12 protein-coding genes and 1 pseudogene are annotated in these 14724 nt (G+C 61.7%); 6 read left to right on the top strand and 7 right to left on the bottom strand.

Going from position 1 to position 14724, the window contains the following annotated elements:
• Positions 1–7 precede the first annotated feature (7 nt).
• The 3 genes from pcsA to X728_RS146860 are packed head-to-tail and all read right to left on the bottom strand — an operon-like array spanning position 8 to position 2351.
• A complete protein-coding gene (gene pcsA / locus X728_RS146850; RefSeq protein WP_023682522.1) occupies positions 8–838 on the bottom strand; it encodes a phosphatidylcholine synthase in 831 nt (276 codons plus the stop codon).
• Positions 835–1449 carry a DUF1326 domain-containing protein gene (locus X728_RS146855; protein WP_023706821.1) on the bottom strand — a complete coding sequence of 205 codons (615 nt, stop codon included), beginning with the start codon at positions 1447–1449 and terminating at the stop codon, positions 835–837. The genes pcsA and X728_RS146855 overlap by 4 nt, the downstream gene beginning before the upstream one ends.
• A gap of 14 nt (positions 1450–1463) precedes the next feature.
• On the bottom strand, positions 1464–2351 hold the full coding sequence (locus tag X728_RS146860; protein WP_023832179.1) for a DUF2182 domain-containing protein: 888 nt from the start codon (positions 2349–2351) through the stop codon (positions 1464–1466).
• Positions 2352–2446: 95 nt separating this feature from the next.
• Here X728_RS146860 and X728_RS146865 point away from each other — a divergent pair, with 95 nt between their 5' ends.
• Positions 2447–3658 (top strand): UbiH/UbiF family hydroxylase, encoded by a 1212-nt coding sequence (locus X728_RS146865; protein WP_023832178.1) that lies wholly within the window; start codon positions 2447–2449, stop codon positions 3656–3658.
• Here the strand turns inward: X728_RS146865 and X728_RS146870 are convergent.
• Positions 3635–4597, bottom strand: a complete 963-nt coding sequence (locus X728_RS146870) for an AEC family transporter (RefSeq protein ID WP_023832177.1) — start codon at positions 4595–4597, stop codon at positions 3635–3637. The genes X728_RS146865 and X728_RS146870 overlap by 24 nt on opposite strands.
• Positions 4598–4821: 224 nt before the next feature.
• On the opposite strand from X728_RS146870, the gene hspQ reads away from it, so the two are divergent.
• A complete protein-coding gene (gene hspQ / locus X728_RS146875; RefSeq protein WP_023668971.1) occupies positions 4822–5145 on the top strand; it encodes a heat shock protein HspQ in 324 nt (107 codons plus the stop codon).
• An 82-nt stretch (positions 5146–5227) separates the two neighbouring features.
• Here the strand turns inward: hspQ and X728_RS146880 are convergent, their stop codons facing one another.
• Positions 5228–5851, bottom strand: a complete 624-nt coding sequence (locus X728_RS146880) for an invasion associated locus B family protein (RefSeq protein WP_023668972.1) — start codon at positions 5849–5851, stop codon at positions 5228–5230.
• Between the two features lie 260 nt (positions 5852–6111).
• On the opposite strand from X728_RS146880, the gene X728_RS146885 reads away from it, so the two are divergent.
• Together X728_RS146885 and X728_RS146890 are read left to right on the top strand one after the other, a co-directional pair.
• Positions 6112–7932: an extracellular solute-binding protein gene (locus X728_RS146885; protein ID WP_023829831.1), complete on the top strand. Its 1821-nt coding sequence runs from the start codon at positions 6112–6114 to the stop codon at positions 7930–7932.
• A gap of 49 nt (positions 7933–7981) precedes the next feature.
• A complete protein-coding gene (locus X728_RS146890; protein ID WP_023726576.1) occupies positions 7982–8662 on the top strand; it encodes a DsbA family protein in 681 nt (226 codons plus the stop codon).
• A 125-nt stretch (positions 8663–8787) separates the two neighbouring features.
• Here X728_RS146890 and X728_RS146895 read toward each other — a convergent pair whose 3' ends face one another.
• Entirely contained in the window at positions 8788–9222 is a 435-nt protein-coding gene (locus tag X728_RS146895; RefSeq protein ID WP_023832176.1) for a hypothetical protein, read from the bottom strand.
• Positions 9223–9827: 605 nt separating this feature from the next.
• Here X728_RS146895 and X728_RS146900 point away from each other — a divergent pair.
• Positions 9828–11714 (top strand): ABC transporter ATP-binding protein/permease, encoded by a 1887-nt coding sequence (locus tag X728_RS146900; RefSeq protein WP_023682514.1) that lies wholly within the window; start codon positions 9828–9830, stop codon positions 11712–11714.
• A 289-nt stretch (positions 11715–12003) separates the two neighbouring features.
• Positions 12004–13190: pseudogene (locus tag X728_RS01000000166935) on the top strand (magnesium transporter).
• 74 nt (positions 13191–13264) lie between these two features.
• On the opposite strand, the gene gor reads toward X728_RS01000000166935, so the two are convergent.
• Positions 13265–14656, bottom strand: coding sequence for a glutathione-disulfide reductase (gor, locus tag X728_RS146905; protein WP_023832175.1), 1392 nt, complete (start codon positions 14654–14656; stop codon positions 13265–13267).
• Positions 14657–14724: the final 68 nt, after the last annotated feature.

The raw sequence follows: 14724 nt of genomic DNA, 5'->3' as shown, positions 1-14724 counted from the left end.
CCTGCGGTCAGGCTTTCTTAGTGTCCGGCTTGGCGCCGAGTTTGGGGAAGAACTGCATGATACCGCCGATGCAGGCGAGGTAAAGTCCGGTGATGGTGATGCCGACCTTGGTAAAGACGCCGACCTGTTCGCCCAAAACGCCGATCTGGTCGTAGAAGGCGGCAAGGGCCGCCTGCGCCAGCGCCAGCGCACCGAAAGCGCACCAGAGCAGCGTCATGCCAAGATTGATTGGCCGCAGCCGCACCACCCGCACGGGATGGATGAAGTTGATCGGCACGAAGGTCAGGATGCCGGCCGCCACGACGACGCCGAAGGACACCCACTGTCCGGGCTCGATGACGAACAGCGTGAACACGACCATGTTCCAGACCACCGGAAAGCCTTTGAAGAAGTTCTCCTTCGTCTTCATTCCGGTGTCGGCATAATAGATGGCGCTGGACACCACGATGATGGCCGCCGACAGGAACGACAGCCCTTCGCCCATGAAGCCGCGCTGGTAGAGTGCGAAGGCCGGGATCAGCACGTAAGTGACATAGTCGATGATGTTGTCGAGGAGCTCGCCCGACCAGGTCGGCAAAATCTCCTTGACCTCGAGCTTGCGCGCGATCGGCCCGTCTATGCCGTCGACGAACAGCGCCAACCCCAGCCACCAGAACATCGCCGTCCAGCGTTGCTCGCTTGCCGCCACCAGCGACAGGAAAGCCAGGAACGAGCCAGACGCGGTCAACAGATGCACTGAGAATGCCCGCGCCTGCGGCCAGGTGACCTTTTTCTTCGGCCTGGGTATCCGGTCGGTGATCTTTTTGGCGGCGTTTCTGGCCGTTGTGTTCTTGCTCACGGGCCCCGCCAATCCAGTTTGCAGATTTCGGCCGAGCGGCCGGCAAAGTTCCAGTTGCGGCCGAAAGCCCGCATCTTGCTCTTATCGGACCTGGCCACGATGATCTCCGGCGCGATCCAGTATTCCGAGTTGCCGATCACGGTATCCTTCTCGCGATCCTTGCCGGGAATCGGTGTGACCGCCCCGTCGATGATCTTCGGTATCTGGAAAATACGGGTCTTGTCACGCGTCTCGTAGGTGATCGGCACCTGCTCGACGCCGAGGAACTTGCCGACAAGGATCGACAACAGCGCGGTGGTTCCGCCGGCCTTCCCGGTGAAGATCCTGGTCAGCGCTTTCACCGCATAGACGGAGGCTTGCTTGTCGATGAACAGGCCTGCGGTCCAGTTGCCGCGGCTCATATAGCCTGGGATTTCCATGACCAGACCGAGATTGAGGCCGGACAGGTCGACCTCGCCGAAATGGCCTGCGTCGATGCGGAAGCCCGCCCAGGTCTGGCAATAACCCTCCGTCGGCGGATGGCTGCCAAGCGACAGTACGCAAGGACAAAAAACCGTGCAATTGCAGGAGAGTACGAGCTCTCCTTTCATTGCCCAGCCTTGCTCTGCCATGGAATTATCCCCCGTCATGCCGAGACTACTAGCAGGGCGACTGCCCAGACAAGCAGTATCGCACCGGCCACTCGGGTTGGAAGGCTGCCGGTGGTCTGTTTTTCGATCAAGGTGAACAGGCCGATCAGCGCCATCCAGAACACGTTCATCGCGCCGACGGCAAACATGACCAGCATCAGCGCCCAGCAGCAGCCGAGGCACCACAGGCCCTGCTTCAGCCCTAGCCGGAAGATGCCACCCGGCTCCGCGCTCCAGTTGGAAAACAGTGTCGAGAACGGGTTCCGGCATTTTGTCAGGCAGGCCTGCTTGAGGCTGCTGAACTGGTAGAGGCCGGCAACCAGCAGCGCGGCCGCCGCGGCAAGGCCGCTCACCGGATCGAGCAATCGAGCGGAGGACGCAAATGCGTGGACGAGCAACGTCAGCACCGCGAAGCCGATAGAGGCGACAAGCCATGTCGAGAGGTAGCCGGCAACCAGGACCAGCGGGTGGGCCACCGGCTCGCCCTTGATGCGGGCGGTGTCGGCGATTTCACAATAGGTACGGATCATCGGCGCCGCCGACGGCAGCATCGTCGCCACGGCCATCAAAAACCACATCACGATCAGCGCCAGAACCGGTGCGCCGCCGGCATCAAGTGGTGCGGGCGTCAGGCACATGCCGAAGAAGCGGTCGAGGACATCCGGCAGCGGCAGTTGCGGCAGATATCGCAGGACCACATCGCCTGGTACGCCGGGGAGCCGGCCTTCGGCGCCGCGGATCGCCATGGCGCCGAGAATGAACCAGGCGAGCAGAATGCCGCCGGCGATGGCGATGTTGACCGTCAGGCGGGGGCTGCGGGCCAGGCTTTCCGTGGCGCGGCCGGCGCGGTCGAGATGGCTGAAATCGTCCTGCTGGCCGGTCATGACAACCGAATGAGCCTAATCGCCGCGTTGATCAAGCCGCATGGTCTGACCTATATCCATGGGTAGACACCTGCATCGCAAACTGGAAGTCCAATTTGGATCATCGCGAGACAGCACGGATACTGGTAGCCGGCAGCGGCCCTGCCGGCCTGATCGCGGCGCTCGGTTTCGCCGAGGCGGGCTTTCCGGTAACCCTGGTCGGACCCGAAGCAGGCGGGCCCGATGGCCGGACCACGGCGCTGATGAACCCTGCTCTCAAGGTTCTCGATCGGCTGGGCGTGCTGGCCGAACTTGCGCCGAAGGCCGCGCCGCTGAAGGTCATGCGCATCGTTGATGCGACCAGCCGGCTGATCCGCAGCCCGGTGGTGACTTTTCGCGCCATAGAGATCGGCGAGGAGCAGTTCGGGCTCAACCTGCCCAACAGTGCGCTGAACCCGACGCTGGCCAAGTCCATCGCGGCGCATCCCGGCATCGAATGGCTGACGTCGATGGTCGAGAGTTGGCGTCTGGACGCCGATCAGGCGCATGCCGTCTTGACTGAAGGTCGCGAAGTCTCGGCCGCGCTTGCGGTCGCTGCCGATGGGCGCCTATCGCCGGCGCGCGAGGCGGCAGGCATAGTGGCCTCGGTTCGATCCTACCGCCAAGCGGCGCTGGTGCTGAACTTTGGCCATCGCAGCGAACACGGCTTCACCTCGACCGAGTTCCACACAGAGACCGGGCCGTTCACCCAGGTGCCGCTGCCCGGCAACCGCTCCAGCCTCGTCTGGGTGGTGAAACCGGAGACGGCCAAGGACCTCGCCGCACTCGATGACGCGACGCTTTCCGAGCGTGTCGAGCAGCAGATGCAGTCGATGCTGGGCCGGGTGTCGGTCGAGCCCGGCCGACAAATTTACCCGCTTTCAGCGGCATCACCGGGGCGCTTCGCGCAAAACCGGGTGGCGCTGGTCGGCGAGGCTGCACATGTGTTCCCGCCGATCGGAGCCCAAGGTCTCAACCTCGGCATCAGGGACATCGAGGATCTGATTGGAATCGCTGGTGAAAATCGCGGCGACCCCGGCGCCGCGAAGGCCCTGGCCGCCTATGATTCCAGGCGCCGTCCCGACATTCTGGCGCGTTCCGGCGCGGTCAATCTGCTCAACATGTCGCTGCTTTCGGACATGCTGCCGGCGCAGATGGCACGCAGCGCCGGCCTCAATGTGCTCGGCAGTTTCGCGCCGCTGCGCGCCTTTTTCATGCGCGAAGGCTTGAGGCCGGGCAGCGGCTTTGCGGCGCTTACCGGCGGTTCAGGGAAACAGGTCCGGCGGTAAGATGCCGTGGCGGATCATGTAGAGCAGCCCGGTCACCGTCAGCACCGAGAGGCAGGTGGTGATCAGCACGCTGGCCGAGGCGCGTTGCACCCAGACGCCATATTGCTGGGCGATGACGAAGACGTTGGTTGCGGTCGGTAATGCCGCCAAAAGCACGGCTGAAAAAACCCAGATTTCGGAAAAGTTCCCGATCCAGCTCAGCACGACGTAGCAGAGCGATGGATGCAGGATCAGCTTCAGCGCCGCGATCGACGCCAGCTCATGCGGCACGCGGTTGAGCGGCCGGAGCGCAAGCGTCACGCCCATGGCAAACAGGGCGCAAGGGGCGGCTGCCCGCGAAAGATATTCAAGCAGGCGATCGACCGGCTGCGGTGGGTGAAAGCCGAGATAGGCGGCGCCGACGCCAAGCGCGGTCGCGATGATGAACGGGTGCAGGACGATTTTCCTGACTACGCCGAGGATGAGCCGCCACGGCGATGTCTTGTCGTCGCCCGACAGCGCCATCATCATCGGCGCGATGGCGAAATGCATGATATTTTCGAAGCAGAAGATCAGCGCAACGGGGACCGCCGCTTGTTCGCCGAAGGCTAGCAGCGCCAGTCCCGGCCCCATATAGCCGATATTGCCGTAGGCGGCGGCCAACGCCTTGATCGTCGACTGGGCGATCTCGCCGCGCGACGCCGTCACCGACCATACGAACATGATCGAGAAGATCGCGTAGGTGGAAAAGACCGAGCCGAAGATGAAGCGCCATTCGGTCAACTGCTCGAACGGCGTCCGGGCCAGCAATTGGAAGAACAGGGCAGGAAGCGCGACATAGACTATGAAGGTGTTCATCCAGCCAAGCGCTTCCAGCGGCTGCCTGGTCATGCGCGCGACCAGAAAGCCGATGAAAATCAGCCCGAAGAACGGAAGAACAAGACCGACAATGTCAGACATTTTTGCCCTGGCCCGAAACCCCGGGACCGGGCTAGCCCGTAGCTTCATCGGGCGTCAAGCGCTTCGGCATTGAACTGACACGCTATCTGCGCCAAATAAAGCCTGATCCCAGACCTAAGTCGGGCTCGATTTTTGGCCACAGTGTGTGTAAATTCAAAGTCTTAGAGCGCTCTTCGCACATTCGAGGGGACGCCGGGCGCTCTAGAGGCTTAGTGGTGAGTACGATGAAAACAGCCAAATTCTCGATCGGACAAGTGGTTCGCCACCGGCTGTTTCCATTCCGCGGCATCATTTTCGATGTCGATCCGCAATTCGCCAACACCGATGAATGGTACGAGGCGATCCCGGCCGACGTGCGGCCGCGCAAGGACCAGCCGTTCTACCATCTGCTCGCTGAAAACTCGGAAACCGAATACATTGCCTATGTCTCCGAGCAGAACCTGCTCGAGGACCAGTCAGGTGAGCCGGTCCGGCATCCACAGATCGGCGAGATGTTCGACAAGCGGCCGGACGGACGCTATGAGCCAAAACGCCAGTCGAGACACTGACATCACCTTGCATCGACGTGACGACAACAAAAAAAGCGGGGCATGACCCCGCTTTTTGTCGCTCCGGTATCTGTCCCGGCGATTAGTTGGCGGCTTTGGCCTTGGCCTGCTCGTCCTTGAGCTTCTTGGCGAAGTCCTGGTTGTTCTTGACGACGAAATCCTGAAGTTTTTTCTGCCGATCCTCGATGTCCGACTGCTGCAGCGGCGCGCCGTCAAAGGCGCCGCTGAAGCCGGTCAAGGCAACCTTGATGGGATTTGGCTGACTTTGGAAGTTGATCGAGGTCAGCGTGATCGCCTGTCCCTTCTTGAAGGACGCGACGAGCGCGTCGGTCAGCGGCACTTCGGCAACGCAACGGTCGGCGAAGCAAATGACATAATCCAGCTTCGTCGCCTTGCCGGCGTCTATCTGCAGGGCGATGCCGGGGGGCACCAGGCGACCTGGGGGAACCGTGACCTGGAAGACCTTGCGGTTTACCTTGCCCTTCAACTCGATCAGGCTGACGCCGGTGACGAACTGGCCGTTGCCGGCAGTGATGATGTTCTGGACATTGCAGATGTCGACATCTTCCTGCTTGGTGCAGGCCTTGAACCAACCCTGCGGAATCTGTTGCTGTGCCGAAGCGGTGGGAAGTCCGGCGCCCAGAAAGCCGACCACGCCCGCGGCCAGGACCGAAAGGCGGTATGCGTTGCTGTTCAGGCTCGTCATGTCGTGCATTTCCTCTCAAATGATCCCGGGACCGGCTTCTTCGCGCCGTGTGGTCCTGCTACCTGTTGCCGAATTGAGGCAACAGAATGACTTCGGAGCGCGTGTTACACTGCATGAGCAGCCGAATCCAGCCCGCCGCCTGCAATTCTTGGCCTCGCAATTTGGGTCGTGCGATTTGGGTTGATGTATCTGGCCGGAGCGCCGCGGCGCCATGTTAGGGTGCACTCCGAATCATCAAGCCGCCCAGTAAGGAGACGGTCATGGGCCGCATTCTTGTTTGGCTGATCGCCGCAATTTCGTTCTTCGCCTTTGCACCCGGCGTGGCGATGTCGGAACCGAAACATGCCATCGCCATGCAGGGCGAGCCGGCGCTGCCAGCCGACTACCAGCATTTCGACTACGTCAATCCCGATGCGCCGAAGGGCGGCAACATCACTTACTGCGTCGTCGGCAGCTTCGACAATCTGAACCCGTTCATCCTGAAGAGCCTGCGCACCACGGCGCGCGGCATGCAGGACCTCATTTTCGGCAATCTCGTCTTCGAGCCGTTGATGATGCGCAACTACGACGAGGCCTTCAGCCTCTATGGCCTGCTCGCAGACACAGCCGATATGGATCCCGAGCGCAAGTGGATCGAGTTCCATCTCAACCCAAATGCAAAGTGGTCCGATGGCGACCCGGTGACGCCGGATGACGTGCTGTTCACCTACGATGTCTTCACCGACAAGGGCCGCCCGCCCTACAGGGATCGCATGAGCCTGATCGCCAAGCTCGAAAAGACCGGCGATCACAGCGTGCGCTTCACCTTCAACGACAAGGCCAATCGCGAGACCCCCTTGATCATCGCGCTGACGCCGATCATCCCAAAGCACGCCTTCAACAAGGATACCTTCGACAAGACGACGTTGAAGCCGGTGATCGGCAGCGGTCCCTACATCATCGACAAGGTGCAGCCGGGACAGCGCATCGTGTTCAAGCGCAACCCGAATTACTGGGGCAAGGACATCCCTTCCAAGCGCGGCTTCGACAATTACGACCAGATCACCATCGAGTACTTCCTCAACGCCAATGCCAAGACGGAAGCGTTCAAGAAAGGCATCTGCGCCATTTACGATGAGGGCGATCCGGTCAAGCGCGAGCGCGATATCGATTTTCCCGCCTATCATCGCGGCGAGGTGATCGCCGAGACCTTCGACACCGGCATACCGCCCGTGGTGACCGGCTTCCTGTTCAACACGCGACTGGAGAAGTTTTCCAATCCGGAGGTGCGGCGCGCGCTCGGCATGCTCTACGACTTCGAATGGGCCAACAAGAACCTGTTCGGCGGCAAGTACACGCGCACGATGAGCTACTGGCAGAATTCCGAACTTTCCGCGCTCGGCCATTCCGCCAGCGACAGGGAAAAGGCGCTGCTGGCGCCCTACCCCGGCCGCGTGCCGGCCGATGTCATGGACGGCAGCTGGCGCCCGCCGGTGAATGACGGCACCGGCCAGGACCGCAAGGTGCTGAAGCTGGCGTTCGACCTGCTGAAGAGCCAGGGCTACGCCGTTAGGGACGGCGTCCTGCTGGATCCCAAGGGAAACCCGTTCGGTTTCGAGATCCTGACGGCGTCGCAGGACGAGGAACGCTTTGCCGCCATCTATCAGCGCTCGCTGGAAAAGATCGGCATCGCGGTGACCATCCGCAGCCTCGAGGCCGACCAGATCCAGTCGCGCAAGCAGCGTTTCGACTTTGAGGTTCTTGTCGGGTCGAGCGGGTTCAGCAACTCGCTGTCTCCCGGTATGGAGCAGAACCTTCGCTGGGGTTCTTCAGAGGCCAAAAGAGAAGGTTCATTCAATCTGGCCGGCGTCGCCGATCCGGCGGTCGACGCGGCGATCGACGCGATGCTGAGAGCACGGACCAAGGAAGACTATGTCGCCGCCGTGCGCGTGCTCGACCGATTGCTGATCTCCGGCAATTACATGGTGCCGATGCAGTACAACGCGCAGCAATGGCTCGCTTACTGGAATTACCTGGACCATCCCAAAAAGACGCCCATATTCGGTTATCAATGGCCGACCTGGTGGCGCAAGCCGAACTGAGCGTGGCCGAGATCGGTCTCGCTGAAACGTTCGGCTGCAGGAGATCAAGATGAGCGATGACAATTCCATTACCGTCGACGTGGTTTCCGACGTCGTCTGCCCCTGGTGCTTCGTCGGCCAGAAGCGGCTGGATAAAGCGATTGCCGCTGCCGGCGACGTTGAGGTTCATGTGCGCTGGCGGCCGTTCCAGCTCGACCCGACCATCCCGCCCGAGGGCAAGGACCGGCGCGAATACATGCTGGCCAAATTCGGCAGCGACGAGCGCATCCGTCAGATGCATGCCCGCGTAGAGCCGCTCGGCGAAGCCGAAGGCATCAATTTCGCTTTCGACGCCATCAAGGTCGCCGCCAACACGCTGGACGCGCATCGTGTCATCCGCTGGGCCGGTGCCGCCGGTGAAGCCGTGCAGAACCGGCTCGTGCGCCGGCTGTTCCAACTGTATTTCGAGAAAGGCGGCAATATTGGCGACCACGCCGTGCTGATCGATGCCGCCCGCGAGGCCGGCATGGACGCTGCCGTGGTCGAAACGCTCCTGCCGACCGATGCCGACGTCGAGGAGGTGCGCACAGAAATCGCCACGGCATCGCGGATGGGGATCACTGGCGTGCCGTGCTTCCTGCTCGAAGGCAAATACGCCGTCATGGGCGCGCAGGACGCCGACACGCTGACTGATGCCATCCGCCAAGTCGCGGCCGCAAAGGCCAAGGGCGAACTGGAAAAGGCCGGCTAGAGCCTGTTCCATCCCGATGGAAATCGGGATGGGCTCTATCTCCTTGTTTGAGCATGATCTCTGGACAAAACGGTTTCCCGTTTGTCCGAGAAAACCGGCAACCACTTTTCGGGATCATGCTCGGGTTATTTCACCGTCACCTTGGCTTTGCTGAGGAAGAAGCCATGCCCGTTGCTGCCCGTGCAGGTCAGTCCCTTGGTTGACGACTGGCAGGTAAGCGGCCCTTTGCTCCAGCTGTTGCCATAGGCCAGCTTCGCGACATCGCTGCAGCAGCCCTGCTCTCCCGGATTCTTGATCAATGTCGCCGGGCCGTTCGGCCCAAGGATCACGGTGACGCAGCTGGGCTCGACGCGCGAACAGCTCAGTTCCGGACCGCCATCCTGTGGTTCGTAGGTGCTGGTGCCGCCCTTCGGCGTGTAGATGCAGCCGATGTTGCCGGACGGAGCATTGAACTCGATTTGCCCTTCGGCGCTTGCCGGAATGGTCTGGCTGACGGCATGCGCAAGAGGCAGCCAGGCAAAGAGCGTCACCATTGCGGGAACGGCTGCGCGTGCAAGCATTGGGGAGCTTCCTTGTTGGGGACCGGACATGCATCGGTGCCGACAGTGCCCGGCAAGGTTCATTCCAGTGCGCTTGATTGTCAAACGGTGTTGAGCTGCAGCTAAAAAGCGTGGGCCAACTCATGAGCAGTCGCCGTGCAGGAGCGACGATCTTGCGTGCCCAACCATGATGGCCGGTGAAATGATTCGGGCGGCCTGGGGCGATCACGGACGGCAATTTTTCGGGCGATCCGGTTAGCGCGCGGTGGGAAAACCGGCCGACGGGCAGGCCTTTTGGTCACAAAGCCGTGTATGAGCCTTCCCTCAGGGAATATATTCGCACATCTGAGCGTTCTCGCAACACATTGAAACAAAGGACAAATTTGACCCAAAGACGGCGATCTCGCAGTACCAACTGTTGCCTCATGGCAACGGCGGGTGGGCTGCTTCACATTCGCCGGGATAAAATTCATAGAAAATGATCAATTGGTGTTACTATCCGTAACAAAACTAAAAAAGGTTTGGGCGGGATTGTGATTCGGGTCGACAGACCGCGACGTTCAATATCGGCACTTTGGAAACGCGACGCCCCCGCCGGGCCGTCGCCCCTGACGCCAGTATCGTCGATGCGGACCTTCTGGGGACTGATGCGGGCCTACTGGTTCTCGGACCGGTGGAGAGAGGCCTGGGCTCTCACCGTCGTCCTCGCACTCATCATAGCCCTGTCGAGCAAGGCCGACGTCTGGTTTACCGTGTTGGCGGGCGAACTGGCAGCCTCAATCGCTTTTTTCCACGACGCCGCGAATACCACGCCCCTTGAATCAGTGCTTACCAATGCCGGCCTGCTTGTGCTGCTGGTCGTGTTCAAGGACATGGGAATCATAGGCGCCTGCAAATTTGTATCGGCGACATTGCATCGCAAATGGCGCGCCTGGTTGAACGCGCGTTTCAATGCGGCGCTGCTTGATACCAACCATACTCACTACCACGCTCAGAATGGCTCGCCAGATGCGCCAGCGCCCGACAACATCGATCAGCGCGTGCAGGAATCCATCAAAGACATGGCGGGCGGCGCCATCGGGCTTGCCCAAGGTGTCTTCGGCGTCTTCACCTCACTTTATTTTGTCGGCGGCGCTTTGCTGGCGAATTCCGTGGAGGTAAAAGGCCTGGATGCCCTCGGCAGCTATGGCAGCGCCGTCCTCGCTCTCCTGGCGGTTGCCATCTACGTGCCGGTCAATACCTGGATCGCGATCAAACTCGGCGGAATGCTGGAGTGGCTCAATGTCAGGATGCAGAAGGCCGAAGGCACCTATCGCAGCGAGCTGATCACCTTGTTGCGCCGCAGTTTCCATGTGTCGGCGTCGCAAGGCGAAGACGTGCAAAAGACGATACATGGACGGCTCTATCTCGATATCGATACCACCTGGTCGAAGCTCAACATCGTCAACACCCTCTATGCGGGATTCGAATCGGTCTATAATTTCGTCGGGGCCAAAGTTGTCGCCTACGGACCTGGTCTGGTGCCGTTCATCCACAACGGCGTCGACCTCAAGGGCTACATAACCGGTTCCGAGCAGGTCAACGCGCTGATCAGCAAATGTTCCTGGTTCATCCATGTCATGCCGAGTCTCGCCACCTTGCGGGCCAACAGCCAGCGCGTCATCGAGTTGGCGCACGCCATTGAAAACGTCCAACAGCCGCAGGAATTCTACAGCCAGACCGGCCGTTCCGATTTCCACTATGCCAGCCAGAACCCGGTCTTCGGCCTGACCATCCAGAAGCTTGAACTGGCGCATCAGGGTGAAGACGCCACGCCGTTCCTGAGCGCAGCCAATCTGCGCTTTCGGCGCGGCGAGTGGGCATTCCTCAAGGGCGAATCCGGCTGCGGCAAGACTTCGCTGATCAAGGCGATCAACGGCTTGTGGCCTTATGGCCGCGGCACCATCGTCTTCCCTGACGGTGTGAGGAGCTTCTATGCCGCCCAGGAGGTCAAGCTGCAGCAGGTGTCGCTGAAGCAGCTGGTGTGCCTGCCCGGTTCCGAGGACGACTATGGCGATGCGCAGGTCGCGGCAGCCCTGCACAAGGCCGGCCTCGGCGATTTCATCGAACACATGGCCGATGAAAGCCGCGAGGGAAAGATCTGGGACCAGCTGCTGTCCGGCGGCCAGAAGCAGAAGCTGGTTGTGGCCCGCATCGTGCTGCAGCAACCGGGACTGTTGTTCCTCGACGAAGCGACCGGCGCGCTCGATCCGGATGGCAAGATCGCCTTCCACCAGGCCATCAAGGACAACTGTCCCGATGTCACGGTGATCAGCATCATGCATGAGGCGGTGGCGCCACGCTCGGCCTCGGGCGAGGAATTCTACCACAGCGTGGTCGCGATCGCCGACGGCGTCGCCACCAAGAGGCCGCTTGTTCCGAACCTTCCGCGCGAGCTCACCACCATCCTTACGCAGCCGCGGCCGGTCGAGGACAAATGGATGCGTTTTTCACGCCGGCTGAAGCAGAAATAGCAGCCACGCCGAAGCGCGTTCCGCCACTGGCGGCGGGGCACTCGCTCCCTCCCCTTCAATAATCATCACAGTCTCGCGATTGGGCCGGCTCCCGGCTGTTTTCCGCCACCCCCGCGATTGACTCGCCAAGATGCGCTCCTATGTTGCGCCCGCTCGCTGAATTCCAACTCGAACCCGCGAGCAGAAAGGTCACCGCGCCATGCCTGGCGACAGTAGTCGAACGCAACCGCCGTCCGCCTCGATGTGACCTCTAACGGCTCACGTCCCGCCGGACGGCAAGGAGTGAGCCATGAACGAATTTACCCCCGTCGTAGCGGGCGACGATGCCGTCGCTATCGCGCGTATCCTTGCCAATGATCACGTCGCCGATGTCGTCGAGGCCCTGAACCGGGAATCTCGCGATACCGCGATAGAACTGCTTTGCGAAATGCCGTTCGAGCGGCTGGTCGAGATCTTCGACCAGCCTGAACTCGACGGCGCCTCCGATCTGGCCGAGGCGCTGCCGCGCGCCAAGGCGTGCAAGCTCCTGACCGCCATGTCGGTCGACCGCGCCGCCGATATCCTGCGCGAACTGGACGAACCGGCGCGCTCCGAGCTGCTCGGCGGGTTGGTCCCGCCGCTGCGGGCAACGCTGCGACCGGCCTGCGCCGGCTGATCACCGGCGAGCCGGACGATCCGATCCTGTCGGTGGCGCCGGATCGCGCCCCGGTGACGGTGACGCCGCTGACCGATCGCGAGACACTGGCGCAGACGATCTCCAAATATGACCTGCTCGCGGTTCCCGTCGTCGACCACGGCAAGATCCTCGGCATCGTCACCATCGACGACATCATCGACACCATGATCGAGGAGACGACCGAGGACGCGCATCGTTTCGGCGGCATGGAGGCGCTCGACGAGCCCTACATGAAGATGAGCTTTCTCGCGATGATCAAGAAGCGCGGCGGCTGGCTGTGCGCGCTGTTCATCTCGGAGATGCTGACCGCCAACGCCATGCAAAGCTATGAAGGCGAACTGGAGAAGGCGATCGTGCTCACTCTGTTCATTCCGCTGATCATGAGCTCCGGCGGCAATTCCGGTTCGCAGGCGACCTCGCTCGTCATTCGCGCGCTGGCGCTGCGCGAGATCGGCCTTCGTGACTGGTGGCGGGTGGCGTTGCGCGAATTGCCAACCGGCCTGGTACTCGGCGCCATGCTTGGCGTGGTCGGCATCTGCCGCATCGCGCTCTGGCAGTATATGGGCTTCTACGATTATGGGCCGCATTGGCCGCTGATCGCGGCGACCGTGGGGGCAGCCCTTGTCGGTATCGTCACCTTCGGCTCGCTGTCGGGGTCGATGCTGCCGTTCGCGCTGAAACGGATCGGCTTCGATCCGGCGAGCGCCTCGGCGCCGTTCGTCGCCACGCTGGTCGATGTCACCGGCCTGGTGATCTATTTCTCGGTGGCGCTGGTCATCCTGCGCGGCACTTTGTTGTAATAAGCTTCAGGCCTCCCATCGCGGTGGCAACAGCGGCTGCCATGGGGGGTTCTTCAAGATCGAGCGCGCGGGCGTCAATCGACCCGCACGCCGTTCTTCACGCGGTAGGTGGGCTTGTACATGGTGACCAGTTCCTCCGCTGCCGTCGGGTGGACGGCCATGGTGCGGTCGAAATCATCCTTGGTGACGCCGCCCTTCAGCGGAATGCCGAGCAACTGCGCCATCTCGCCGGCGTCCGGCCCGAGGATGTGCGCGCCGAGCACTTTTCGCGTGGCGCCATCGACCACCAGCTTCGTCAGCATCTTTTCGTCGCGGCCCGACAGCGTGTGCCGCATCGGCCGGAATGTGGCGCGGTAGATTTCGATATCGGAGTAGCGCTTGACGGCATCGTCCTCGGACAGCCCGACGGTGCCGATCTCCGGCTGTGAGAAGACGGCGGTCGGAATGGTGTCGTGGTCGGGCGCGGTCGGATTGCCCTTGAATGCGGTCTCGATGAAGCACATGGCTTCGTGGATCGCCACAGGCGTCAACTGCACGCGGTTGGTGACGTCGCCGATCGCCCAGATGTTGTCGATGTTGGTGCGGGAATATTCGTCGACAACGATGGCGCCGGTTTTGCCGAGTTCGATGCCGACGCCTTCCAGGCCCATATTCTCAGTGTTGGGGAGGCGGCCGATGGCGAGCATGACCTGGTCGACTGTCAGCACCTTGCCGCCGGTGACCAACGCATCCAGCCTGCCGTCCGGCCGCTTGCGGACCCATTCCGACACGGCGTGGCAGAGGATCTTGATCCCCTTCTTTTCCATGGTTTCGTGCAGCATGCGCCGCAGGTCCATGTCGAAGCGCGACAGTATCTCCTTGCCGCGATAGACCAGCGTGGTGTCGACGCCCAAGCCATGGAAGATATTGGCGAATTCGACGGCGATGTAGCCGCCGCCCTCGATCATGATCGCCTTCGGCAGTTGCTTGAGGTCGAAAACCTCATTGGAAAAGATGCAATGCTCGTGACCGGGCAGCGCCGGGTGCGGCGCCGGCCGGCCGCCGGTGGCGATCAGGATCTGGTCGGCGGTGACGGTGCGGTCATCGCCCAGGAGATGCACGACATGCGGGTCGACCAGCATGGCGCGCGAGTGGAACGTCTCGCCGCCGGCGCCTTTCACGTTCTTTTCGTAGATCGCTTCCAGACGGGCGATCTCGCGGTCCTTGTTGGCGACCAGCGTCGGCCAGTCGAAGCTCGCCTCCGGCACCGTCCAGCCATAGCCGGCGGCGTCGGCAAAATGCTCGGGAAATTGCGAGGCATAGACATAGAGTTTTTTCGGCACGCAGCCACGGATGACGCAGGTGCCGCCATAGCGGTATTCCTCGGCGATGCCGACACGCTTGCCGAGCGCTGCCGCCACGCGCGCCGCCCTCACCCCGCCGGAGCCGCCGCCGATGACGAAGAGATCGTAGTCGTAACCGGCCATGCTGCTGTTCCTTGCCTCAAGAAATGTTTGAGACAGGTAGGCCGCATGAAGCCAAAAGAAAAGCCCGG

This window comes from Mesorhizobium sp. L103C119B0, from assembly GCF_000502235.1.
GTDB lineage: Bacteria > Pseudomonadota > Alphaproteobacteria > Rhizobiales > Rhizobiaceae > Mesorhizobium.
Note: the sequence above shows the minus strand (reverse complement) of the source record. Positions and strands in the feature narration are given on the sequence as shown.

What these genes read in the sequence shown, in the direction of transcription:
- X728_RS146855 (WP_023706821.1), bottom strand. Translation starts at nt 1,449, where the DNA reads ATGGCAGAGCAAGGCTGGGCAATGAAAGGAGAGCTCGTACTCTCCTGC.
- X728_RS146860 (WP_023832179.1), bottom strand. Translation starts at nt 2,351, where the DNA reads ATGACCGGCCAGCAGGACGATTTCAGCCATCTCGACCGCGCCGGCCGC.
- X728_RS146870 (WP_023832177.1), bottom strand. Translation starts at nt 4,597, where the DNA reads ATGTCTGACATTGTCGGTCTTGTTCTTCCGTTCTTCGGGCTGATTTTC.
- hspQ (WP_023668971.1), top strand. Translation starts at nt 4,822, where the DNA reads ATGAAAACAGCCAAATTCTCGATCGGACAAGTGGTTCGCCACCGGCTG.
- X728_RS146880 (WP_023668972.1), bottom strand. Translation starts at nt 5,851, where the DNA reads ATGACGAGCCTGAACAGCAACGCATACCGCCTTTCGGTCCTGGCCGCG.
- X728_RS146885 (WP_023829831.1), top strand. Translation starts at nt 6,112, where the DNA reads ATGGGCCGCATTCTTGTTTGGCTGATCGCCGCAATTTCGTTCTTCGCC.
- X728_RS146890 (WP_023726576.1), top strand. Translation starts at nt 7,982, where the DNA reads ATGAGCGATGACAATTCCATTACCGTCGACGTGGTTTCCGACGTCGTC.
- X728_RS146895 (WP_023832176.1), bottom strand. Translation starts at nt 9,222, where the DNA reads ATGCTTGCACGCGCAGCCGTTCCCGCAATGGTGACGCTCTTTGCCTGG.
- X728_RS146900 (WP_023682514.1), top strand. Translation starts at nt 9,828, where the DNA reads ATGCGGACCTTCTGGGGACTGATGCGGGCCTACTGGTTCTCGGACCGG.
- gor (WP_023832175.1), bottom strand. Translation starts at nt 14,656, where the DNA reads ATGGCCGGTTACGACTACGATCTCTTCGTCATCGGCGGCGGCTCCGGC.